A 23,569-nucleotide genomic window follows, 5' to 3' on the forward strand; every position below is an offset into this window, starting at 1 on the left:
GCGATCTATAGGGTGCATTTATCTGTACTCATCGGCAGATTCTCGTTCACTGACAAGCGGAATACCAACACGACTGAGCACTTGGGCTAATTGCTCAACACAAGCAGCGATATCTTCAGCGGTATGGGTCGCCGTTAAGGTAATGCGTAACCGCGCCGACCCTACAGGCACCGTCGGCGGGCGAATCGCCCCAACCCAAATGCCCGCGGCTCTTAACGCTTCGGCGACTTGCAGGGTTTGCTGCGCATCGCCAATGATCAGCGGCTGAATTGCGGTATCCGAACCTAAAAGGGGCACGGCAGCATCGAGGCATAACTGTTTGAATAGCGAAATATTCTCAAGCAGTTTCTGCTGTAACTCAGGATGTGCAGTGCAGTACTGAGTCGCGGCTAACGCTAATGCGGCATTGGCGGGCGATAAGGCGGTCGAATAAATATATTCGCGGGCATTACTGACCAAAAAGTCAATCAGCGCCTGACTCCCCAAAACCGCTGCGCCTTGGCAACCTAATGCCTTACCAAAGGTCACCACTTGCACATCAATAAGCTTGGCGGCTTTATCTCTTACATCACTATTTTGATAGTCACCGAGCACCGCAAAACCATGGGCATCATCAACAATCAACCAAGTATTCTGTTGACGACAAAGCGCCGATAACTGAGTGATCGGCGCACAATCCCCGTCCATGCTAAACACGCTTTCTGTGATTAACGCCGATGCGTGATTTCGAGTCAGAAGCCGCTCAGCGCTCTCAAGGGAATTGTGTAAAAAACGTTTAAGCTGCGCACCGCTGTCCTGCAAACCATCGATAATTGAGGCATGCACAAGTTTATCGGCAATCACAGTATCTTGCTGATCAAACAAGGTTTTCATTAACGCCGTATTAGCACTAAAGCCCGAGCAGAATAGTAATCCCGCTTCATGCCCCGTTAAGGCGCAGAGTTCACGTTCAAGTGTGACATGCGCATCACTGTACCCTGTCACTAAGGGCGATGCGCCGCTACCCACACCGTAGGTCTGCGCCCCAAGGTGCAGCGCTTCAACCAACTCAGGAACGCGGGATAAGCCTAAATAATCATTACTGCTAAAATTAACATAGGATCGCCCTTCGAACACAAAGCGCGGGCTCGAAGTGGGTGCGTTAACATCAAAGCAGTGATCAACACTCAGCATTTTACGTTGCCGTAATAAACCTTGCTCACGTAAGGCTTGCTGACGGTCGGCAATTTTCATCTCGAGCAGAGAACTCATCGATTTAGCCTCAAGAATGATTGTCTTAAAAATGCTTGCTTGAAAAATGGAGTGCGGTCAATAAAGCTATCGGCCGCAATCAAAATAGGCTGCAGCCAACAAGGTTTACAGGCTATTCGACCTGTTTGTCGGACAACATGCGCTCAGTGATATTACAAAGCACCCGCGTCATAGAATTGTGCCGATGACTTATCTTGATAGGCCGCCGCTTTGGCTAATACAGCACTTTCTTCTTCCAGTTTTGCCGCTGCGCCCTGCTCGGGACGTAAGCCTAAACGTCGAAATAGCCCCATATCATCGCTTTCTTCTGGGTTTGGTGTGGTCAGCAATTTACAACCATAGAAAATCGAGTTAGCGCCAGCAAAGAAACACATGGCCTGCAGCTCATCACTCATATTTTCGCGGCCTGCCGATAACCGTACGCGGGAAAGCGGCATTAAGATACGCGCCACGGCGATAGTGCGCACAAATTCGAGTGGGTCGAGGTCGTCAAGCTTCTCAAACGGCGTGCCCGCCACTTTAACTAACATATTGATCGGTACTGAATCAGGATGCTGCGGTAAATTAGCCAGCTGTTGTAGTAAGCCTGCRCGATCCGTCGCCTTTTCACCCATGCCGACAATCCCGCCCGAGCACACTTTCATACCAGAAGCGCGCACATGTGTCAGTGTATCTAAACGATTTTGATAGGTACGTGTCGTGATCACATCGCCGTAATATTCAGGCGAAGTATCTAAATTATGGTTGTAATAATCTAAGCCAGCACTGGCTAAATCGTTCGCTTGATCTTCAGAAAGCATGCCGAGCGTCATACAGGTTTCCATACCTAAGGCTTTGACTTCTTGTACCATTTGCTTAAGGTACGGCATGTCTTTTTCTTTTGGGTTACGCCAAGCTGCGCCCATACAGAAACGAGAAGCACCCGCGGCCTTAGCGCTGCGCGCTTCGGTCAGCACAGTTTCCATTGCCAGCAAACGCTCTTTTTCTAGACCTGTGTCATAACGGGCGCTCTGTGGGCAATATTTACAATCCTCAGGGCAAGCACCGGTTTTAATCGATAACAAGCGGCTAATTTGCACTTCATTAGGATCGTACACTTCACGGTGAATGCTGTGGGCTTTAAATAACAAATCATTCATCGGCAGCGCAAATAAGGCTTCGATTTCTTCCCGCTTCCAATCATGACGAACTTGCAACTGCGACATTGAACACCCTTTTTATTCTGTTTTTTATCTTGGCTAGGATAACCTCAGCCCTTAAACTGTCAACGCCAACCAGTGAACCCAGTTTACTAATGGCTACTTTATCACCAAAAAAGTGAGCATTTATGCGCAATTTACTCGATTTTGACTTTGATAGCGCCCATATTTGGCATCCTTACACCTCAATGACCCGATCTCTTCCTGTTTTTGGTGTACACAGCGCCAAAGGCTGCGAGCTTGAACTGGTCGATGGCCGCAAGTTGGTCGATGGTACTAGCTCGTGGTGGGCCTGTGTGCACGGATATGCACATCCCGAGATATTAACCGCGATGGAAAAACAGTTGCATCAACTGAGCCATGTGATGTTTGGCGGTATCACCCATGAACCCGCCATTGAACTGTGTAAAAAACTTATCGCTATGACCTGCGAACCGCTAACAAAGGTCTTTTTGTGCGACTCTGGATCTATCTCAGTCGAAGTGGCAATTAAAATGGCGTTGCAATATTGGCAAGGTCAGAGTTGGCAAGGGCGAAGTGTACATGGAGAAGAGCGACCGCTAAAACAACGCATTCTTACCGTTAAGAAGGGTTACCACGGCGATACCTTTGCCGCGATGAGCGTATGCGATCCCGAAGGCGGCATGCACACTATGTTTGGCGATGCAGTAACCAAGCAATCATTTGTGCCCGCGCCACAAACCGCCTTTGGCGAAGCCTTACAAGCCGATGATTTAACCGCAATGCGCGACATATTAAGCATTAATCACCATGAGATTGCCGCAGTGATTATAGAGCCGATAATGCAAGGCGCTGGCGGTATGCGTTTCTACAGCGCAGATTATTTAACGGGTCTTCGTGCCCTATGTGATGAATTTGATGTCCTGCTGATCTTAGATGAAATAGCCACTGGCTTTGGTCGAACAGGCAAGCTTTTTGCTTATGAACACGCCAATATTACCCCTGATATCTTATGTTTAGGCAAAGCGCTAACTGGCGGTTATATCAGCCTAGCGGCAACGCTATGTACCGATAAAGTTGCCCAAGGAATCAGCCAATCTCCTGCGGGCGTGTTTATGCATGGTCCGACATTTATGGGCAACCCGCTGGCCTGCGCGGCGGCGTGTGCAAGCTTAGACATAATTAACCGTAATGAATGGCAAGCGCAAGTGGCCGCTATCGAGCAGCAAATGCGCGTTGAACTTAACGATGCGATTGATTTGCCAAGCGTAAAAGATGTGCGCGTGCTCGGCGCTGTCGGCGTGTTAGAGATGCACGAACCCGTCAATACCGCTGAGTTACAGCAGCAATTTGTCGATTTAGGCGTCTGGGTGCGTCCCTTCGCCAACCTTATCTATATCATGCCGCCCTATATCATTAGCTCAGCACAATTAAGCCAACTCACCAGTGCGATGAAGCAAGTCGCAGCAGGTATTAGCGCGGTATCAAAAAGTCTTGAGCCGCAGCTTATCAGCCACGGTTAATGCTTTAGCGCTTGACCATCTTTTAGCTTAACGCTCTTTCAACTCAATAAGCCTTCAACTTACATAGGCTCTCAAATAAACGAACCCCTGCGCACTGTGCGCTAGGGGTTCGAACTGCCTGGCTTATATCAGTACTCAGCAACCCCTTCCCTTGTTCGAATCTCGCATCCTCTCGATAGATAAACGCGCTAAGGTTGCAATTGCAATATTGCTCACAATTTCCATTAAAACCCTGTAATTTAGTGCATTTATTTAATCCGCCAACTGGAAATTTTATCAAAGCCAACGATGCTTATATCACTCACTTTACACAACATATCTTTCGCCAAAAGCTGACAACAACTTGAGCAGAGGGAATGGCTTAAATCGCTACACAAAGAAAAGGAGAGCATATGTTCAAACTCGCTGACATCCCCGTTAATCGAAAACTCGCACTACAGCTCATTATCGCCCTCGCAGGTGCCTTAATTTTACTCACTATTTCCGTCACAGCCCTCAAGCACAACCTGATGGCAGAGCGTGAAGCACGACTTAATGCCGTATTATCCCTCGCCAGTAGCCGTATCCAAGCGTTGTCGCAATCGCTACCCCTAGAGCAAGCACAGCAAGCCGCTAAAGACATGTTAAACGACATGCGTTTTGATGGTGATAACTACTTGTTTGTGATTGATGAATCGAGGCACGTTATCGTTCATCCCATCAAAAAAAAACTGGTTGGCCAACAAATGGGTAATCGAGGCGAAGAGAATTATTGGTTCGAAATGGTCGAACTCGGCCGTGATGGCAAACAAGGATTAGTCGAATACCGCTGGACGACGGCGAATGGCAAATCAGCGCAAAAAATCTCACTTGTCATGGGATTTAAACCTTGGGGCTGGATCTTAGGCTCAGGTATGTTACTCCAAGATATCGAAGCCACCATTTGGACTGAATACCTCACCATGGGAGGCATTACATTTGTCATTATTGTGCTTATGGCTTGGCTAGGTTATGCCATTAGCCGCTCTATTACTCAGCCATTGGATGATGTGAATCTGGCTATGCTCGCCATCACAAAAGGTGATTTAACGACTCAGCTAAAAATCTATGGTAAAGATGAACTTGGCATCTTAGCCCACAATATAAACCAAAGCATAGACTCCATTCGTAGCACTTTACTTCAAGCGAGTCATAGCGCTGACAATGTTGCACAGGCCTCGGCTCGTATCGCCTCAACTGCAGAGGAAACTAATCAAGCGGTAAATAATCAGCGGGATCAACTCGCCCAACTTGCCACCGCCATGAATGAAATGAGCGCCACTATCGCCGATGTCGCGAATAATGCGGAGAGCACAGCCAAAGATACCAAAGAAGCCACTTGGGAAGCTGGCCTTGGCGACCAAGATGTTCACGCCAGCGTAGATGGTATTCATGCTCTTGCCAAAGAAGTGGAGCAAGCGACGGATCAAGTGAATATGCTTAAAGAGGAAGTCATGCAGATCAGCGAGGTCACCTCAGTGATCAGCGCGATTTCAGACCAAACCAACTTGCTGGCACTGAATGCGGCAATTGAAGCCGCCCGCGCTGGCGAGCAAGGGCGAGGGTTCGCTGTAGTCGCCGATGAAGTGAGGCAACTTGCAAGTCGCACTAGGCAATCGACCGAAGAAATTCAAAACACGATTTCATTATTGCAACAACGGGCCGTGAGCGCCGCTAAGGCAATGGATGCAAGCCGAACTTTGGCAGAAAACAGTGTGAGTCAATCGGCAAAAGCGGGGAAGGATTTATCGCTTATCGTTGCTCATATAAAACATGTGAGTGACATGGCAACCCATATCGCCACCGCCGCAGAAGAACAAAGTGTGGTCGCAGAAGACATGAACAGAAACGTGTGCGGGATTAATAACTCAGCGCTCGAAGTCTCTGAATCGGCAACTTATTTGGCTCAAGAAAGTGAAAGTTTGGCCGAATTATCACTGAATTTAAACAATAAACTGGCCGTATTCAAACTCTAGTCATGTATTTAGTTACACCCACAAACCTGTGTCAAACCGTTTAGCCAAGATAAGCCGCATAAAAAATTACGCGATTATCTTGGCATTTCGTTAAACGTGCCGACGTCACTAAACTCATGTTACCGAAAACGCATACCAAGCTTATTTTACCAAGCTAGAAATCAAGGCACGTAGCGCGGCAGGTTTTATCATTTTCGCCATATAGTGATAGCCGCGGCGTTGCACATCTTCCACCAGCTCTTTGCGAGTATTGGCGGTGATCAAAATGCCGGGTAAATCTTGTCCATAAAGCGCGCGAATACCGTCCATCGCATCGACGCCATTTTGGCCATCATCTAAATGGTAATCCGCGAGCACAATATCAGGCGCGACGCCTTTCAGTCCTAGTTTAATGCGTGCATCGGATAAATCTTTTGCACAGATAACCTCACACTGCCAGCGGCTTAATAAGCTTTCTAATCCAGCTAAAATGGCCTCTTCGTTGTCGATACACAACACTTTGATACCCGATAACGGCTGCAGCAGCGACGGCAACGCCTTCACTTGTGGCTGACGCACAGTTTCTCCAAGCGGTACACAAATGGAGAAGACCGAGCCGCGCCCTAAATGGGACGAAACCTGAATACCGTGTTCTAACACTTTACTAATGCGATCAGCAATCGCCAGACCTAAGCCCAAGCCGCTAACATTATTGCTCTTAGGATTATTCAACCGCTTAAATTCTTTGAAAATTTCTTGGGTTTCTTTTTCATCAATACCACAACCCGTGTCTAACACTTGGATTTCAAGATAATGACCTCGATGACGGCAACCAAATAACACTCTGCCACCGCGAGCATAACGGTAGGCATTGGTTAAAAAGTTTTGCAGGACACGCCGTAACAGCGAAGGATCAGAATTAACGGTTGCGCTGCATGGGACCATCTTAAAACGAATTTGGTTATCCGCTGCCATCGCCTCAAATTCTACGGATAAGCCGTTGATCAGTTCTGAAATCGCAAAGTCACGGCGATTGACATCCACCATACCTGAGTCGAGTTTAGAAATATCCAATAGGTCAGTGAGCAATTCGCCGGCAATTTTTAGCGAGCTATTCACATGGGATAAGGTGGTTCTGGCCTCGCGATCTAGATTGGGATACTGAGATAACGACGCAGTGAACAGTCGCGCAGCATTAAGTGGCTGCATTAAATCATGGCCGACGGCGGCCAAGAAGCGACTCTTAGAAGCGTTGGCAATTTCTTCCTGCGCTTTAGCCTCCAGTAACTCACTGTTCAACATGGCTAATTCATAGGTACGTTCGTTAACGCGACTTTCTAAGGTTTCATTGGCCTCGAGCAGCGCGCGCTCCTGTTCGCGATACTGAGTAATGTCGGTAAAGGTCATCACAAAGCCGCCATCTGGCATAGGATTTCCCTGAATTTTTATCACTTTACCGTCCCTGCGATGGCGCTCAGAAGTGTGCGGCGTGCCATTACGCATATGCTGCACCCGCTGCTCAACCTGCTGTTCTATTTCCCCTTCACCACAATAACCCCGCGCCGCATTAAAGCGGATCACTTCACTGATCGGCATGCCCTGCTGCAAAAATCCCTCGGGATATTGATACAGCTCCACATATTTGTAATTCCATGCCACAAGATTGAGATCGTTATCGATAACACTCATGCCTTCATAGGCGTGTTCAATCGCGCCGCGCAACATGTCTTGGCTGAGCATGATTTTCGATGAAGCTTCATCGACCAGACTAAAGACTTCATCCAGCGCTAAATCGCGCCCTTGCAGCACGGAATCCATCACTAGCGCTGCGCTTGAAGCGCCGAGTACGCCCGCCAATAAACGTTCAGTGTGGGAAATCAACTCCGGCGGCGCCGCTTTATGCCAACTATCACTTTTTACCGCATCAATCGAGAAACGGCTAAAGCTCTCGTAGGCGCGTGTTGGGCTAACGAAGCGACTCGCCAGTATCAGTAAATCTTGCTGTGAAATCGGACCATTTTTCTTATTAGCGCTGTTTTTCAATTTGCCAGGGCTCACAAAAGCACTGGCCTGAATACGCTCAGCCACACCGGCTCTAAACCAAATAGAACCCAAAATATAACAGGCGATATTGGCAAAAAGAGCCGTCAGCGCATCACGCACATTGGGCGTTATCGCATCTAGCAGGCCTTTCTCGCTCGCGACACTAGACAAGAACGCCGATGAGCTTTGCACATCTGTCATGCCCTGCAACATGATGTAGAACCACAGCGAAAAGCCCACGCCGAGTCCTAAAAATACCCCAGCACGATTGCCGTGTTTCCAATAGAGTCCACCGACTAAAGCTGGCGCGAGTTGGGCAAACGCACCAAAAGACAACATGCCTAAATGGGACAAGGAATCACTGTCTGATAATGCCAAATAGCTGCCATAGCCTAAGCCCAGAATAATCACGATCGCCAAGCGGCGGGCATTAAGCAACAGGTGCGAGAACTGACTGAAGTTTTTCTCGCGGATATGACCCGTGCGCAGCATCACTGGCACCAGCCATTCGTTACTTACCATCACACTGATAGTCACTACAGCAACAATGACCATACCCGTTGCCGCAGATAAGGTGCCCAGCAAAGCAATCACAGCCAACAAGGGTTGATCTAACGCCAGCGGCAAATTAATCACATAGGTATCGGCCGACACTGAATCGCCGAGGATGATCTTCCCCGCCAAGGCTAGCGGTCCAACGAATAAACCGAAAAGCGCTAAATAGATGGGAAACAGCCAACGCCCCTTTGACAACACGGACTCATCGGCGCATTCCACCACCATCACATGGAACTGCCTTGGCATACATAAAAAGGCCGCTATTCCGACGAGTAACTCAGGCATTAAGGCTTCAATACGTGGATTAGGATAATTAATTAGTGACTGCGCATTGGCCTGCTGCCAAATATCCCCAAAACCATCGAACACTCCGAAACTGATGACGATGCCGACCAACAAAAATGCGGCAAGTTTCACCAGAGACTCAAAGGCAATCGCGAGCATCATGCCGGGATTATGCTCGGTCGCATCGAGTTTGCGAGTACCAAATAAAATGGCAAATATGGCTAACAGCGAAGTGATCAGTAACGGAATCGTCACGCCATCGAGGGGATCGTCAGCGGGTTGAAACAAATTAAGACTGAACACCATCGCCTTAAGCTGCAGGGCGATATAGGGCATGATGCCAAACAAGGCAATTAAGGTGACTAAGGCGGCTAAGGTTTGAGATTTGCCATAACGGGCGGCAATAAAGTCGGCCACGGAAGTGATATTTTGCGCCTTAGACACTAATACCATCTTGCGTAACATGCCAAAACCTAAAGTAAAAATCAGAATAGGGCCGATAAAAATCGGTAAGAAAGACCAAAAATCCTTAGCCGATTGCCCAACTGTGCCTAAAAAACTCCACGAGGAGCAATAAACCGCTAAGCTCAGACCATAGATCACGACCTGAAGCTTTTTAGTGATCTGAGTAAACCAACGCTCCGCCCCCCAAGCCAATAGGAATAAAAGCGAGACATAACAGACGGCAATAACAGCAACGACTAAGGTTAAATTCATACTTTGCTCTTTTTTCTGATTATTGTGCGATAAAACCTGTCTAAAATCTAGCCGGATTTTTAATGCAACAGACTAAATATAAAGGAAAATTTAACACTAGACCAAGGTCTAATGGAGTTGCCGCCCCCTTGCATACCATACTCAGTCCACGCAATTTTTCAAAAGGGAAGCCCTATGAGCTCGCAGTCTCTCTACAAAGTCTCCGGCAATATCGCTGCCAATGCACTTGTAAACAACGATAAATATAAAACAATGTACCAAGAGTCGATTGTCAATCCTGAAGGTTTCTGGAGAGAACACGGCAAGCGTATTGATTGGATAAAACCCTATACCAAAATTAAAAAAACCTCTTTTGATGACCATAACTTATCGATCAATTGGTTTTACGATGGCACCCTGAATGCTTCTGCCAACTGTTTAGATCGTCACTTAGCCGAGCACAGTGATCGCGTGGCGATTATTTGGGAAGGCGACAACGCCAGCGAACAACGCAAAATTACCTACGGTGAATTACATGCAGATGTGTGTAAGTTTGCCAACGCACTGCGCAGCCAAGGCGTGCGCCGCGGGGATATAGTCACAATTTACATGCCTATGGTGCCAGAAGCCGCAGTCGCTATGCTTGCCTGTGCCCGTATCGGCGCGGTGCACTCAGTGGTCTTCGGTGGTTTCTCACCGGATTCAATCGCCTCTCGCGTGATTGACGGAAAATCCAAAGTCATCATTACCTCCGATGAAGGTATGCGCGGTGGCCGTGCAATTCCATTAAAGCGCAATATCGATGATGCCTTAAAGCACCCTGATGTCACTACTATTGAAAAAGTTATAGTGCTGAAGCGTACTGGTGGCAAAGTAGATTGGGTAGAAAGCCGTGATGTGTGGTGGCATTCACTGATGGAAACCGCATCAGAGCACTGCCAACCAGAAGAAATGGACGCCGAAGCACCGTTATTCTTGCTTTATACCTCAGGTTCAACCGGTAATCCCAAGGGCGTATTGCACACCACTGGCGGCTACATGGTTTATGCGTCTATGACCCATGAATATGTGTTCGACTACAAAGCGGGTGAAGTGTACTGGTGTACCGCGGATGTGGGTTGGATCACAGGCCACTCTTATATGGTTTACGGCCCACTTGCCAATGGTGCGACTGTGCTTATCCATGAAGGTGTGCCGAATCATCCAAGCCCTGCCCGTTTAGGCGAAATGATTGACCGCCATAAAGTGAACATTCTATATACAGCGCCAACGTTAATTCGCGCATTGATGGCAGAAGGTAAGCAACACTTCGATAAGTTCGATGGTAGCAGCTTGAGGATCATGGGCTCGGTAGGTGAACCTATCAACCCAGAAGCGTGGCGTTGGTACCATGAGGTCATAGGTCATGAACATTGCCCTATCGTCGATACTTGGTGGCAAACTGAAACGGGCGGCATTTTGATCACCCCACTGCCAGGCGCGACCGATACTAAACCCGGCTCAGCTACCCGCCCGTTCTTTGGCGTTCAACCCGCCTTAGTGGATAACATGGGGAATATTTTAGAAGGTGAGAACGAAGGTAACTTAGTGTTACTCGATTCTTGGCCGGGCCAAATGCGTACTGTGTATGGCGACCATGAACGATTTGTACTGACCTACTTTAAAACCTTCCGTGGCATGTATTTTACCGGTGACGGTGCCCGCCGCGATGAGGATGGTTACTACTGGATCACAGGCCGCGTCGATGACGTGATTAACGTATCCGGCCACAGATTAGGTACAGCAGAGGTTGAAAGTGCGCTGGTATCACACGAACTGGTTGCCGAGGCTGCAGTAGTTGGCTACCCACATGATATTAAAGGCCAAGGTATTTATGCGTATGTCACGCTAACCCGCGGCACTGAAGAAACCGAAGAGCTACGTCAAGAGCTGCGTCAATGGGTCCGTAAAGAAATTGGTGCGCTGGCAACCCCAGATCTCATCCAATGGGCGACGGGCTTACCTAAGACACGTTCAGGCAAGATTATGCGCCGCTTCCTGCGTAAGATTGCCGCTAACGAAGTGACCAACTTAGGGGATGCATCAACCTTGGCCGATCCAGCTGTGATCGAGACCTTGATTGAATCACGCTTAAATCGTACTGAGTAATATCCGAGTTAAGAATAACGTCCACAACGCTTAGTCTATGCCCAATAGGCTAAGCGTAACCTGAACCTCCCTTTTTAAACCTCAGGTTAAAAGTGAACCCTGTTGAGAGAGTGTGTGTGATTGCTCCTTTCTCTAGCTTGCCCCTCCAACCAGGGGCATTTTTTTTGCCTGTTATGTTAAGCTTGCAGCCTCACTTTTATTCAGCATAGATTTTTTATCAGCGTGTCAGTCAAACTCAGAGACTATCAACAGCAAGCGGTTAATGCCGCCATCGCCCATTTTAGGCAAAGCCAAGCTTCCGCCGTGCTCGTATTACCCACAGGCGCCGGCAAAAGCATAGTGATCGCCGAACTGGCACGCATCGCCAAAGGCAGAGTCTTAGTGCTCACCCATGTGAAAGAATTAGTTGCGCAAAATGCCGAGAAAGTCGGCCTCCTCACAGCACAAGCCAGTATCTATGCGGCGGGACTCAATCAAAAAGCCACCGACGGAAAAACCGTCGTTGCCAGTATTCAATCGGCAGCGCGGGGATTAATGCAGTTCGATCAGCCATTCTCGTTAGTCATTATTGATGAATGCCACAGAGTCAGCCTAGAAAAAACCAGCCAATATCAGCAAGTACTCAAGCATTTACGCACGAAAAATCCCCAATTAAGATTGCTCGGTCTCACCGCCACGCCCTATCGCCTTGGCACTGGCTGGATTTATCAGCATCACTATCACGGCAAAGTGGGGTCTCCTGAACATGCCGTGTTCGAACATTGTGTGTTCGAACTACCCATCAGGCCGCTCATTAAGCAAGGTTACCTCACAACACCAACCCTGTTTGATGGCCTCAGTGCCCAGTACGACTTCAGCCAACTTAAAGCAAACGAGAATGGCGAATATGCCGAAGCCGAGGTTAACGATTTACTGGGACATTACGGCCGCGCGACCACTGCGATTGTGAAACAACTCATTGAACTGAGCCAACATAGAAAAGGTATTATCATTTTTGCGGCAACGGTACGTCACGCCAATGAGATTTTTGGCCTACTCAACCAAGCTCACGCTGCACAAAGTGCCATTATCACAGCACAAACGCACGACAATGAACGTGACGCTACGATTGAACGCTTTAAAGCCCAAGAGCTTAAGTTTTTAGTCAACGTGGCTGTGTTGACGACAGGCTTCGACGCGCCCCATGTGGATTTGATTGCAATTTTGCGCCCTACCGCCTCAGTCAGTCTGTTTCAACAAATGATCGGCCGTGGATTGCGAATCGCTGAAGGCAAAAAAGATTGTCTTATCATCGACTATGCTGCCAATGGTTATGACTTGTATTTCCCTGAGGTCGGCCAAGCTAAACCCAACAGTAAATCGGTCCCCGTGCAAGTGCATTGCCCAGTATGCGATTTTGCCAATATATTCTGGGGACTCACGGACGACGATGGCGACATTATCGAACACTTTGGTCGCCGCTGTCAGGGCATAGTCGAACAGCAAGGTAAAAAGCTGCAGTGCGACTTTCGATTTAGATCTAAATCTTGCCCTGATTGCGGCGAAGAGAATGATATCGCGGCGCGCATTTGCCAGCACTGCCAATCGACCCTCATCGATCCCGATAAACGCCTACGCCAAGTGCTCAGCCTGCAGCACCATCATTTATTCCGCTGCCAGCATATGAGCCTCATCGACGATGGCGGCAATCTGAAAGTGCAGTACCTCGATATCGACGGTAATGAATTCAATCGCCGCTTTAAATTACAAACACCGGCCCAGTGGCGAGCCCTATATGCCTTATTCATCTTTCCCCATAGCCGTACACCGGGATTAAAACCGAAAAAATACACTAAGGTGACAGAGTTAATCAGCGACGCGGATAAATTCCGCATGCCCGATCTCTTGCTGCTGAAGAAACATAAAAAAGGCTGGGATCTGCTCGAAAGCTATTTTGATTATCAAGGTCGCTATCAAACTGAAAATAAACGTGGCTGACATTATCAATTCACTTAGGCCTATGGTATAAAACGACTAAAGTAATCCTAAGGAGCTATTATGTTCGTTGTTATTTTTGGCCGTCCAGGCTGTCCTTATTGCGTTCGTGCTGTGCAATTATCTGAGCAACTCGTTGAAAAACGTGATGACTTTAAGTTCAGATATGTCGATATCCATGCAGAAGGCATCTCTAAAGCAGATTTAGAAAAAACTGTCGGTAAGCCAGTTGAAACCGTACCGCAGATTTTTGTCGATGAGAAGCACATAGGTGGCTGCACAGATTTCGAGCAATATGTTCGTGAAAACAATCTGTTAGATTAAGCGTTATAGATATGTGATCCGCTTAATGCAAAAGGAGACCTAAGGTCTCCTTTTTAGTCTTTATCACAACCCAGTGAGATTAGAGCTTTCCATAAATAGTGCTCGGTACATGAACTGCCTAGAAAGCCCCCTTGAATCCAGCGCACCATTGTCATCATCACGGCACATAATGTCAGCTTTAATATATCAAGATACGTTTCTTTTTAAAGATGCCGCATTAGTCGAACTTGCTAATGCCAATAATTATGTTAGAAAAATATTTTGCAGTGGAATAAGTAAAACGAAGGTATTGAATTCGGTACTCAGTATTGGAGTTTAACGTGGGACATTCAGGGGGAAATTCGAGAGATATACAGCTGAAGAAATAAGTGGTGGGTCGTGAAGGATTCGAACCTTCGACCAATTGGTTAAAAGCCAACTGCTCTACCGACTGAGCTAACGACCCATCTATTGTCTATTAAAACTGTTACGCTGATTTATACACTTTCAGTAAAGTGGTGTGTCATGAAGGATTTGAACCATTCGACTGATTGGTTAAAAGCCAACTGCCCTAGCTTTATAAAAAAAGCGACTGAGCTAACGACTCATCTAAGTATTGCGATAAAACGATTCACTTAGTGTGGCATTCATAATGCAGATAATAAGTGGTGGGTCGTGAAGGATTCGAACCTTCGACCAATTGGTTAAAAGCCAACTGCTCTACCGACTGAGCTAACGACCCATCTAGTGTTGCACTGATTTATGCACTTTCAGTAAAGTGGTGGGTCGTGAAGGATTCGAACCTTCGACCAATTGGTTAAAAGCCAACTGCTCTACCGACTGAGCTAACGACCCATCTGGTGTTGCGCTGATTTATACACTTTCAGTAAAGTGGTGGGTCGTGAAGGATTCGAACCTTCGACCAATTGGTTAAAAGCCAACTGCTCTACCGACTGAGCTAACGACCCATCTAGGTATTACGATAAAAATGTTCACTTATTTTAGCATCAACAATGCGAATAATAAGTGGTGGGTCGTGAAGGATTCGAACCTTCGACCAATTGGTTAAAAGCCAACTGCTCTACCGACTGAGCTAACGACCCATCGAGGTATAACGCTGATTTATGCACTTTCAGTAAAGTGGTGGGTCGTGAAGGATTCGAACCTTCGACCAATTGGTTAAAAGCCAACTGCTCTACCGACTGAGCTAACGACCCATCTGGTGTTGCGCTGATTTATGCACTTTCAGTAAAGTGGTGTGTCATTAAGGATTAAAACCATTCGACTGATTGGTTAAAAGCCAACTGCCCTAGCTTTATAAAAAGCGACTCAGCTAACGACCCATTGTACTACTGGCTATCTCATTAAATACCACTAACTTATTCTATTCATTAGAGTAAGTGGTGGGTCGTGAAGGATTCGAACCTTCGACCAATTGGTTAAAAGCCAACTGCTCTACCGACTGAGCTAACGACCCATTTACTGGTATTTCACGCCCCGAACGACCTCGCCGCTCTGAGGGCGCCTATAATACCTTTTTCATCTTCTCATGCAAGCGCAAATTCCCAATTTTTTGTCGTTTGCATGAAAAACAGACTAAGAGTATGTTTTTTAGTTAATTACGCTTTAATTGCAGCCAGTTGCTGCTGTGCAATGCGTGCTGCGGCGCTGTTTGCGTAATCTTTGACAACTTGTTGGTAGTATTGCATCGCACCAGCTTTATCACCGGTTTTCTCGGCGATCATGCCAAGCTTCACTAAACTATCGCCACGTTTATTAGAATCACTAAAACGATCAACCACAGTTTTGAAGGCTTGTTTGGCTTCTGCAAATTCGCTCTTATTAAATAATAGCTGTCCTAACCAATAGTTCGCATTCGCGGCATACACAGAGTCTGGGTATTGTTTGATAAAAGCACGGAAGGCAGGAATGGCATCGTCATACTTACGCTCTTTTAAGACTAAGTTAACGGCATTTTCATAACTTGCAGTTTCACTTAAACTACTTGCGGCAGCATTAGTCGATACCACAGAGGGGATTGATGTCGCTGCAGCTGCAGGTGCGGCAGATGCCTTTGAGGATAAATTAGCAAGCTCATCATATAACTGACGCTGACGCTCTTGCATCTGCTCAATCTGATAATTCTGTTGTTCGGTTAAACCGCGTAAATCGAGAACTTCCTGCTGCAGTGTATCAAGACGACGTTGCATCTCGAGCTCACTTTGTTGTCTCGATTTTACAATACGTTCGATACGAGCAAGTCTGTCATCACCCGAACCACCAGCAATATCTTCCACAGGAGCAGGCGCTGCAACTGCAGCGCCCGCACCAAGGAACATTGCCGTAATTAAGACGGCACGTTTCATTGTGTTACTCTCCGAGATTCAATCTTAGTAAACTAAAACTGCACGACGGTTTTTGCCAAAACCTTCATCAGTGCGAGAAAAATCAAGTGGTTTTTCTTCGCCATAGCTGACTACGCTCATTTGGCTTGGCTGTACGCCCATACCTTGTAGGTATTTAGCAACGGCTTTAGCACGACGTTCGCCCAGAGCAATGTTGTACTCAGGAGTGCCACGCTCGTCCGCATGACCTTCAATCAGTACGCGCACACTTGGGTGCTCAACTAAGTAAGTACCATGAGCTTCTAATACTGCGGCGAATTCAGTTTGAACTTCACTGCGGTCGAAATCGAAGTAAATGATGTGTTCTTTTCTCAACTCTTCTAACTGCTGACGTTGCTGCTCTTCAGATGACAACATAGCACCCACACCACCAGTTTGAATGCCACCATTCAGTTCGCTACCTGAACCGTTTGTTGAGCCCATTGCATCAGTTTCTGATTCTGAAGTTGAGCTACATGCACTAATAGCCATAATTGGAAGTGCTACCAACATAGCTTTTAACAACTTATTCAGATCCATTACGTGTTCCTTATAAAATTAAATGTGATTAAATCAAGGTATAACATTAGAGAAACGGAGACCAAGAAGGTGATTTCACCTCGCCTTGACCCACGGGTAATCTCGCTTTAAAGCGTCCATCCGTAGAAACAGCTGCTAATACTTGCTTACCTTGGTGTGTAGTGCCATATATGACCATAGTACCATTAGGCGCCACACTTGGGGATTCATCCAAGCGTGTAGAGGTTAGCACCTGCATAAAACGCGTATTTAAATCCATACGCGCAATATTAAACTTACCGTTAGTACGGTTAACAAAAATCATACTACGTCCATCTGGAGTAATTGAACCGCCAAGGTTCCATTCACCTTCAAATGTTTCACGACTCACTTTACCTGAACTTAACTCTACGCGATAAATTTGCGGTCTACCACCACGTTCAGAGGTGAAAATCAACGACTTCCCATCAGGATACCATGATGGTTCAGTATCGATAGCATAGTGATTGGTAATACGCTTAATCGCTTTTGTCGCAATATCGATAACATAGATCTCAGGCTGACCATCCTTAGACAGCGTCACAGCCAAAGATTTGCCATCAGGAGAGAAAGCCGGCGCACCGTTAATACCAGGGAAAGAGCTCACTTTAGTGCGCACTTGGGTATAAAGGTCTTGTACGAAAATCTCTGCTTTTTTATTTTCAAAGCTAACATACGCCAAACGACGCCCATCAGGCGACCAAGTAGGTGACATTAATGGCTCAGGTGAGCGCAGTAACATTTGCTCGTTAAAACCATCATAGTCAGCAACCATCAACTGATAAGGTGCTTTTTGAGTATGATTGACCACGACGTAGGAGATCCGCGTTAAGAATGCACCGCGAATACCGGTTAACTTTTCATAGACGATATCGCTAATTCTATGACCATATTGACGAAATTGCGCTGCTGAAATCACAGTTTGGCGACTGTCCATCAAAAATTCTGTAGCGCTGACTGAACCTTTCAATGCTTGGTTTTGTGCTTTAACTAAATCGATTAAATCAAAACTCACCAAATACTGATCGGTTCCGTAAGGTTTCACAGTACCTAACACCACAGCTTCTGCGCCAACGCTAGACCATGAACTAGGTTGAAACTGAGCCAAAGCACCAATATTGCGCTGAGGTAGTCCGAGCTCGTCTAAAGGTTTAAAGGTACCGCTACGAGCTAAGTCAGACATCACCACATCAGCAATCGCTTGTGGCGGTGCGCCAGGACCTTGCCATACAAAAGGCATCACAGCGATGGGACGCGCTGCGTCAACACCTTCTGTGATCACAATATCCAATGCCGCTTTCGCGGGGGTGGCGCACAGCAGAACTGCCAGTGCTAACCATTTTGCCAATATTTTCATGGTGCTCCTTTAATTAAACGTTGGTTCAACGATTAAGTTAATTTCTTTCATCAAGTTATAAACCGCAGGATCCGGAGACACAGGCAGTTTGCCCGCTTTCAGAATCGCCGCTTTTGCTGCACGACAAACGTTGGGATCACCACCTTTTGTTTGGCTGCTGATCACAAACCCATCATTCGCTAAACGCACAGAGACAGTACAAGTCTTTCCACGCATAGATTCATCCACTACCAAATTACGTTGAATAGTTGATTTTATCATTGCCTGATACTTACCGACTTCACTCTGCATCTGCTTATTCATGGTTTGCGACAGCGCCGCTTGCTCAGCCGCTAATGCATCAGCCATTTCCTGCTCTTGATCGGCAAGGGCTTTAGCATCTGCTTTAGCTTTAGCATCTGCTTTAGCTTTAGCATCTGCTTTAGCTTTAGCATCCGCTTTAGCTTTGGCATCTGCTTTAGCTTTAGCATCTGCCTCCGCTTTAGCTTCCGCATCTGCTTTTTGCTTACGGTCAGTTTCAGCTTTCACTGCAGCAGCTTCTTCAACCTTGCGTTTTTCAGCGGCTTTTTGTGCGGCGTCTTCAGCAACCTTACGCTCCTGCTCTTTCAGCTTACGGTCAGCTTCGGCTTTGACCGCCTTTTCCTTTTCCTGCTGCTGTTTCACCTGAGCTAATTTGGTCGCTTCATTGGCTTTTTGAATCTCAATTTCCTGCTGCTTACGTTCTTGCTCTAGCTGTTTAATCTGAGCTTGTTCGCGCTCGCGTGCCTGTTTCGCTTCTTGAGCTTTGCGTTCAAGCTCGGCTTGACGTTCTTGCTCACGGCGTTCGGCATCACGCTTTTCTTGCTTAAGTTTCTCAACTTGATTAGCCACTTTTTGCTGATCAACCATAACCGCTTTGATTGCTGGTGCGCTAACTTGTTGCATAGGCTCAGGTTTGTGAGAAAAATCTATTCCTAATGCCAGAATAATTATCACGCCAATATGAATACCCGCTGAAATTGACAGAGGTAATGTTACATCTGACTTATCTGCCACCTATTTCTCCTTGGGTGAATCCGTCATCAAACCGACTGATGGCACGCCAGATTGCTGCAGTGTCACCATCAACTGAATCACTTTATCGTAAGGAATATTTCTATCGGCTTTAACCACAACAGGACGTTCAGGTTCAGTCACGATAAGTGCAGCCACTTCCGTTGCCAATTCTTCCAAATCCATAGGCACATTCGTTGAACCTCCTTTATTGAGGAAGTAATCACCATCACCATCGATTGAAGCAACAATGGGCGGCTTACTGTCATTGGGTAAAACTTCTGCCGCCCCTTGAGGCAGCTCCACTTTGACCCCTTGGGTCACTATGGGTGCTGTTACCATAAAAATAATTAACAGCACGAGCATGACGTCGATATAAGGCACCACGTTGATTTCAGCAACGGGGCGACGACGTTTGCGCTGATAAGCTGGTTGCATTATGCCCCTTCCTTCTCACTGTATGCTTGGCGATGCAAAATGCTGGAGAACTCTTCCATAAAGTTTGCGTAAGCCATTTCTAATTTATCGACTTGAGTCGAGAAACGGTTGTACGCAATTACCGCTGGAATTGCAGCAAATAAACCCATAGCCGTTGCAATCAAGGCTTCAGCAATACCGGGGGCAACCATAGCTAAGGTGGCATTTTCCATCGAACCAATAGCGATAAAAGAATTCATGATCCCCCATACAGTACCAAATAAACCGATATAAGGGCTAGTCGAACCAATCGTTGCTAATAACGGCAAGTTAGCTTCTAACTTTTCCATTTCGCGAGACAAGGTCACACGCATAGCTCGCGATGTACCATCCATGACGGCATCGGGCACTTTGCTATTTAATTTATTCAGGCGTGAATATTCCTTAAAGCCAGTCACAAATAATGACTCTAAACCGCTATTATCTGGACGAGATGATAATTCTTTATACAAACGGTTTAAATCAACACCTGACCAAAATTTGTCTTCAAACTTCGCCGATTTACTTTTTGCGGATGTCAGTAAGCTACGGCGTTGTAAAATCACCGTCCAAGACATCACCGACAAGCAAAGTAAAGTGAACATAACAAATTTCACTAATAAACTGGCTTGTAAAAATAACCCAACAATCGACATATCAGCTTGCACTGTCAAACTCCTGCACAATATTTAAGGGAATAGCTCGGGGACGCATACGTGATAGCGCAATACAAACAACTAGCACTGTGCCTTCACAATAACAGTCTCCCTGTTTATCGACCAAGCGTTGATGAAAGATCAACGAGGCCTTTTTCAACTCTATGACCTTAGTTTCAACAATAAGGTTCTGTTCAAAACGTGCTGCTTTACGAAAATCGAGTTCCGCATGCTTTACGACAAAAGCAGTGTCGTCGGCTAATAACGCAGTCTGACTCACGCCAAGGGCTTTTAGCCACTCGGTTCGCGCGCGCTCAAAAAAGTTGAGGTAGTTCGAATGATAGACAACGCCACCAGCGTCGGTGTCTTCGTAATAGACTGAAATTGGCCAATGAAACATCATTTGAAAATAAGCAAATTTTGGTTGAAAAATTGACGCTTACTATACCTAGGGAAACAAGACTTGTGAATGACCCGATGAAGATATAGATAGGAATAGCGCGGGTTTCAGATGAATAGGGGCAATTGTAAAAGAGAATGGGGTCAAACGACCCCATTTTATTAACATAGTTAGTTATTTTGCGATAGCTTGTGGCAAGGTTAAGCCAAAACTCTGCCACAAGAAACTGTAGATGTCGGCAAATTCGTCGATCTTCATCGCCGTGGGCTTACCCGCTCCATGACCAGCATTTGACTCGATACGCATAATGACTGGTTTATTGCCCTGCTGTTTCTCCTGCAGCATGGCCGCAAACTTGAAACTGTGTAATGGCACAACACGATCATCATGATCCGCAGTCATTACCATAGTCGCAGGATAAGCTTGCGCTTTTACATTGTGATAGGGCGAATAAGCCAATAGCGCAGGGAATTGCTCTGCTTTATCGGCACTGCCGTATTCACTCGTCCAAGCCCAACCAATAGTGAACTTGTGGAAACGCAGCATATCCAACACGCCCACCGCAGGTAATACGGCAGCAAAGAGTTCAGGACGTTGAGTCACCGCAGCGCCCATCAACAGACCACCATTACTGCGGCCATAGGCACCGAGTTTAGAGCTGTTGGTGTATTTTTCGCTTACCAGATATTCCGCAGCAGCAAAATAGTCATCAAACACATTTTGCTTTTTGTCGAACATCCCCGCTTGATGCCAGCTTTCGCCATACTCAGCACCGCCACGTAAACTCGGCACGGCATAAATGCCACCCATGTCTAACCAAGCGATATTGGCAGGGCTAAAACGTGGTGTCATCGAAATGGCAAAACCACCATAGGCATAAAGTAATGTCGGATTTTGACCGTTTTTCACTAAGCCCTTTTTATAGGAGAGCATCATAGGCACACGCGTACCGTCTTTGCTGCTATAGAAAACCTGTTCAGAAACATAGTCATCGGGATTAAACGAGACTTTGGGTTTAGCAATAACGGTTGAACCGCCAGTTTTAAAATCAAACTTATAGGTGGTTTCAGGCTGAATATAACTATTAAACACATAATAGAAATAATCTTTGCTGGCTTTACCAAAAGGCCCTGCCACATTGCCAAGACCAGGCAATGCCACATCTTGACGCTTCTGACCACCCATACTGTAAATCGATAATTGACCTAACACATCATGTAAATAACTCACCACTAAATGGTCATTAATAATGGCGACATTATTAATCGGATCTTTAGACTCAGGAATAATCGTTTGCCATTGCGATTTATCACTATTGCGGGTGTCAATCGCAATCACTTTACCATTAGGCGCCTCTAAGTCGGTTTTGAAATAAAACACTGAACCATCATTACCGAGAAACTCATATTCAGCTTCTAATTTGAGGATCAATTCCACCACTTGGGATTTAGGCTCAAATAACGATTTATAGAAGAAACGATTACGCTTATCCGTACCTTGAGAAATCGACAGTAATAAGTATTCACCTTTCTCAGAGACATCAATGCCAAAGCCCCAATCTTTATTCTGTGGACGCTCATAAATCAATAGATCTTGATGTTGGTCTGTGCCTAATTTGTGGTAATACACTTTTTGGTTAAAATTAACGTCAGCTAAAACATCACCCCCTGCTGGGGCATCATAACGGGCGTAGAACACACCTTGATTTTCTTTATCCCACACTGCGCTAGAAAATTTAATCCATTTCAGTTCATCGGCCAGTTTCTTACCGGTTGCAATATCAACGAACTGCCATTGCTGCCAATCTGAGCCAGAATTTGAAACGCCATAGGCTAAAATTTTACCGTCATTACTCACAGCAACGCCGGATAAGGCAACAGTACCATCCGCAGACAGTTTATTTGGGTCAAGAACAGGCTTTTCAACACCATCTAAACCTTTAACGTACAAAACCGATTGCGCCTGTAGGCCATCATTGCGGTAGTAAAATTGATTGTCGCCGTTTTCAAACGGAGCAGAGACTTTTTCGTAATTCCAAAGTTCTGTAATACGTTCGACCACAGCTTGTTTATTGGGGATCTTAGCGAGGTAGGCTTGACCAAAGTCTTGTTGTTCTTTTACCCACTCTTCAGTTTCAGGCGTATTGGCCTCCAGATGACGATAAGGGTCGGCCACTGCGACACCATGAATGGTTTCGACGAGGTCATCTTTTTCAGTAACAGGGTAAACGAGTTTAGTTGCGCTTGCCTGCTCAGTCGAATTTTGCTCAGGTGCATTGCCACTTTGGCAGGCACCGAGTGCCATCCCCAATGTGGCCACTAACAAACCTTGCTTTGCAAGGCGAAATCTTAATGCCATCGTGTTGTCGTCCTTCTTATGGTTTCGGGCTTAAGGCCTTTTCAGCAAGTACTATACAAGCAAAAAAAATCATGGCAATGGCGTAACTTAATATGAAGTTTTTTAAGCTGTATCGTGAATTTAACAAAATAGCAGCAAGGATAAGCTTATTGAAGTGTATTATTATGCATTAATAGTGAGTTATAAGTTATTAATCAAGGTAAATAGTGACTTAAGTGATATAAATCACCTTTGCAGTCATTAGAATTACTAATGTTTATGGGCAATTTTTCTCGTTTGTTTTACAACAGGTTTCCCAATAGAATGTGCTTGTTTTCAGGAGATAACTGCTTGCAGATATCGAAAACAAAGAACTTTTAAACTGGTGTGTTCCCAACACTTCAGTTTCTTTTCTGGTTCTTATGCTTGACTTCCTTCCTTCAATTTGTTGATTGCAAATGCATTATTTTTGCGG

Annotated in this window: 16 protein-coding genes and 8 tRNA genes; 5 read left to right on the forward strand and 19 right to left on the reverse strand. The window is 46.2% G+C overall.

Annotation, left to right across the window (positions count from 1 at the left end; translation table 11 throughout):
* Positions 1 to 18 precede the first annotated feature (18 nt).
* A complete protein-coding gene (locus tag L5L91_RS00915; protein ID WP_263235451.1) occupies positions 19 to 1,251 on the reverse strand; it encodes an aminotransferase class I/II-fold pyridoxal phosphate-dependent enzyme in 1,233 nt (410 codons plus the stop codon).
* 152 nt (positions 1,252 to 1,403) lie between these two features.
* Positions 1,404 to 2,456, reverse strand: a complete 1,053-nt coding sequence (gene bioB / locus L5L91_RS00920; RefSeq protein WP_028760338.1) for a biotin synthase BioB — start codon at positions 2,454 to 2,456, stop codon at positions 1,404 to 1,406.
* Between the two features lie 122 nt (positions 2,457 to 2,578).
* Here bioB and bioA point away from each other — a divergent pair, with 122 nt between their 5' ends.
* Both bioA and L5L91_RS00930 read left to right on the forward strand, forming a co-directional pair.
* Positions 2,579 to 3,934, forward strand: a complete 1,356-nt coding sequence (bioA, locus tag L5L91_RS00925; RefSeq protein ID WP_263235454.1) for an adenosylmethionine--8-amino-7-oxononanoate transaminase — start codon at positions 2,579 to 2,581, stop codon at positions 3,932 to 3,934.
* A 392-nt stretch (positions 3,935 to 4,326) separates the two neighbouring features.
* Positions 4,327 to 5,928 carry a methyl-accepting chemotaxis protein gene (locus tag L5L91_RS00930; protein ID WP_263235457.1) on the forward strand — a complete coding sequence of 534 codons (1,602 nt, stop codon included), beginning with the start codon at positions 4,327 to 4,329 and terminating at the stop codon, positions 5,926 to 5,928.
* A gap of 141 nt (positions 5,929 to 6,069) precedes the next feature.
* On the opposite strand, the gene L5L91_RS00935 is transcribed toward L5L91_RS00930, so the two are convergent.
* Positions 6,070 to 9,510 carry a PAS domain-containing hybrid sensor histidine kinase/response regulator gene (locus L5L91_RS00935; RefSeq protein WP_263235460.1) on the reverse strand — a complete coding sequence of 1,147 codons (3,441 nt, stop codon included), beginning with the start codon at positions 9,508 to 9,510 and terminating at the stop codon, positions 6,070 to 6,072.
* Positions 9,511 to 9,684: 174 nt separating this feature from the next.
* Here L5L91_RS00935 and acs point away from each other — a divergent pair, with 174 nt between their 5' ends.
* From acs to L5L91_RS00950, 3 genes are all read left to right on the forward strand, one after another.
* Positions 9,685 to 11,637: an acetate--CoA ligase gene (gene acs / locus L5L91_RS00940; RefSeq protein WP_219233758.1), complete on the forward strand. Its 1,953-nt coding sequence runs from the start codon at positions 9,685 to 9,687 to the stop codon at positions 11,635 to 11,637.
* A gap of 222 nt (positions 11,638 to 11,859) precedes the next feature.
* A complete protein-coding gene (locus L5L91_RS00945) occupies positions 11,860 to 13,614 on the forward strand; it encodes a DEAD/DEAH box helicase (RefSeq protein WP_263235464.1) in 1,755 nt (584 codons plus the stop codon).
* Between the two features lie 60 nt (positions 13,615 to 13,674).
* On the forward strand, positions 13,675 to 13,935 hold the full coding sequence (locus L5L91_RS00950; RefSeq protein ID WP_028760344.1) for a GrxA family glutaredoxin: 261 nt from the start codon (positions 13,675 to 13,677) through the stop codon (positions 13,933 to 13,935).
* A gap of 369 nt (positions 13,936 to 14,304) precedes the next feature.
* On the opposite strand, the gene L5L91_RS00955 is transcribed toward L5L91_RS00950, so the two are convergent.
* The 16 genes from L5L91_RS00955 to L5L91_RS01030 form a co-directional block, all read right to left on the reverse strand.
* Positions 14,305 to 14,380: transfer RNA gene (locus tag L5L91_RS00955), tRNA-Lys, on the reverse strand.
* A 50-nt stretch (positions 14,381 to 14,430) separates the two neighbouring features.
* Positions 14,431 to 14,521 (reverse strand) — tRNA-Lys (locus tag L5L91_RS00960).
* Positions 14,522 to 14,580: 59 nt separating this feature from the next.
* Positions 14,581 to 14,656 (reverse strand) — tRNA-Lys (locus L5L91_RS00965).
* A 37-nt stretch (positions 14,657 to 14,693) separates the two neighbouring features.
* A tRNA-Lys gene (locus L5L91_RS00970) sits at positions 14,694 to 14,769 on the reverse strand.
* A 37-nt stretch (positions 14,770 to 14,806) separates the two neighbouring features.
* Positions 14,807 to 14,882, reverse strand: a tRNA-Lys gene (locus L5L91_RS00975).
* 59 nt (positions 14,883 to 14,941) lie between these two features.
* Positions 14,942 to 15,017 (reverse strand) — tRNA-Lys (locus L5L91_RS00980).
* Between the two features lie 38 nt (positions 15,018 to 15,055).
* Positions 15,056 to 15,131, reverse strand: a tRNA-Lys gene (locus L5L91_RS00985).
* 184 nt (positions 15,132 to 15,315) lie between these two features.
* A tRNA-Lys gene (locus L5L91_RS00990) sits at positions 15,316 to 15,391 on the reverse strand.
* Between the two features lie 142 nt (positions 15,392 to 15,533).
* Positions 15,534 to 16,280: a tol-pal system protein YbgF gene (gene ybgF / locus L5L91_RS00995; RefSeq protein ID WP_028760345.1), complete on the reverse strand. Its 747-nt coding sequence runs from the start codon at positions 16,278 to 16,280 to the stop codon at positions 15,534 to 15,536.
* Between the two features lie 24 nt (positions 16,281 to 16,304).
* Positions 16,305 to 16,838 (reverse strand): peptidoglycan-associated lipoprotein Pal, encoded by a 534-nt coding sequence (pal, locus tag L5L91_RS01000; RefSeq protein WP_028760346.1) that lies wholly within the window; start codon positions 16,836 to 16,838, stop codon positions 16,305 to 16,307.
* A gap of 46 nt (positions 16,839 to 16,884) precedes the next feature.
* Positions 16,885 to 18,213, reverse strand: coding sequence for a Tol-Pal system beta propeller repeat protein TolB (gene tolB / locus L5L91_RS01005; RefSeq protein WP_173496539.1), 1,329 nt, complete (start codon positions 18,211 to 18,213; stop codon positions 16,885 to 16,887).
* A 9-nt stretch (positions 18,214 to 18,222) separates the two neighbouring features.
* Positions 18,223 to 19,248 carry a cell envelope integrity protein TolA gene (tolA, locus tag L5L91_RS01010; RefSeq protein ID WP_028760348.1) on the reverse strand — a complete coding sequence of 342 codons (1,026 nt, stop codon included), beginning with the start codon at positions 19,246 to 19,248 and terminating at the stop codon, positions 18,223 to 18,225.
* Complete coding sequence (gene tolR / locus L5L91_RS01015; RefSeq protein ID WP_028760349.1) at positions 19,249 to 19,683, reverse strand: protein TolR; 435 nt, start codon at positions 19,681 to 19,683, stop codon at positions 19,249 to 19,251. It lies immediately after the preceding gene.
* Complete coding sequence (gene tolQ / locus L5L91_RS01020; RefSeq protein WP_028760350.1) at positions 19,683 to 20,369, reverse strand: protein TolQ; 687 nt, start codon at positions 20,367 to 20,369, stop codon at positions 19,683 to 19,685. Before tolQ ends, tolR begins: the two co-directional genes overlap by 1 nt.
* A complete protein-coding gene (gene ybgC, locus L5L91_RS01025; RefSeq protein WP_263235466.1) occupies positions 20,359 to 20,760 on the reverse strand; it encodes a tol-pal system-associated acyl-CoA thioesterase in 402 nt (133 codons plus the stop codon). The genes tolQ and ybgC overlap by 11 nt, the downstream gene beginning before the upstream one ends.
* Before the next feature lie 171 nt (positions 20,761 to 20,931).
* A complete protein-coding gene (locus L5L91_RS01030) occupies positions 20,932 to 23,115 on the reverse strand; it encodes a prolyl oligopeptidase family serine peptidase (protein WP_168823900.1) in 2,184 nt (727 codons plus the stop codon).
* Positions 23,116 to 23,569 lie beyond the last annotated feature (454 nt).

The organism is Shewanella sp. SM55, from assembly GCF_025654025.1.
Lineage (GTDB): Bacteria > Pseudomonadota > Gammaproteobacteria > Enterobacterales > Shewanellaceae > Shewanella > Shewanella oncorhynchi.

Coding starts and splice junctions, on each gene's coding strand:
- L5L91_RS00915 (WP_263235451.1), bottom strand. CDS start 1,251: ATGAGTTCTCTGCTCGAGATGAAAATTGCCGACCGTCAGCAAGCCTTA.
- bioA (WP_263235454.1), top strand. CDS start 2,579: ATGCGCAATTTACTCGATTTTGACTTTGATAGCGCCCATATTTGGCAT.
- L5L91_RS00930 (WP_263235457.1), top strand. CDS start 4,327: ATGTTCAAACTCGCTGACATCCCCGTTAATCGAAAACTCGCACTACAG.
- L5L91_RS00935 (WP_263235460.1), bottom strand. CDS start 9,510: ATGAATTTAACCTTAGTCGTTGCTGTTATTGCCGTCTGTTATGTCTCG.
- acs (WP_219233758.1), top strand. CDS start 9,685: ATGAGCTCGCAGTCTCTCTACAAAGTCTCCGGCAATATCGCTGCCAAT.
- L5L91_RS00950 (WP_028760344.1), top strand. CDS start 13,675: ATGTTCGTTGTTATTTTTGGCCGTCCAGGCTGTCCTTATTGCGTTCGT.
- ybgF (WP_028760345.1), bottom strand. CDS start 16,280: ATGAAACGTGCCGTCTTAATTACGGCAATGTTCCTTGGTGCGGGCGCT.
- pal (WP_028760346.1), bottom strand. CDS start 16,838: ATGGATCTGAATAAGTTGTTAAAAGCTATGTTGGTAGCACTTCCAATT.
- tolB (WP_173496539.1), bottom strand. CDS start 18,213: ATGAAAATATTGGCAAAATGGTTAGCACTGGCAGTTCTGCTGTGCGCC.
- tolR (WP_028760349.1), bottom strand. CDS start 19,683: ATGCAACCAGCTTATCAGCGCAAACGTCGTCGCCCCGTTGCTGAAATC.
- ybgC (WP_263235466.1), bottom strand. CDS start 20,760: ATGATGTTTCATTGGCCAATTTCAGTCTATTACGAAGACACCGACGCT.
- L5L91_RS01030 (WP_168823900.1), bottom strand. CDS start 23,115: ATGGCATTAAGATTTCGCCTTGCAAAGCAAGGTTTGTTAGTGGCCACA.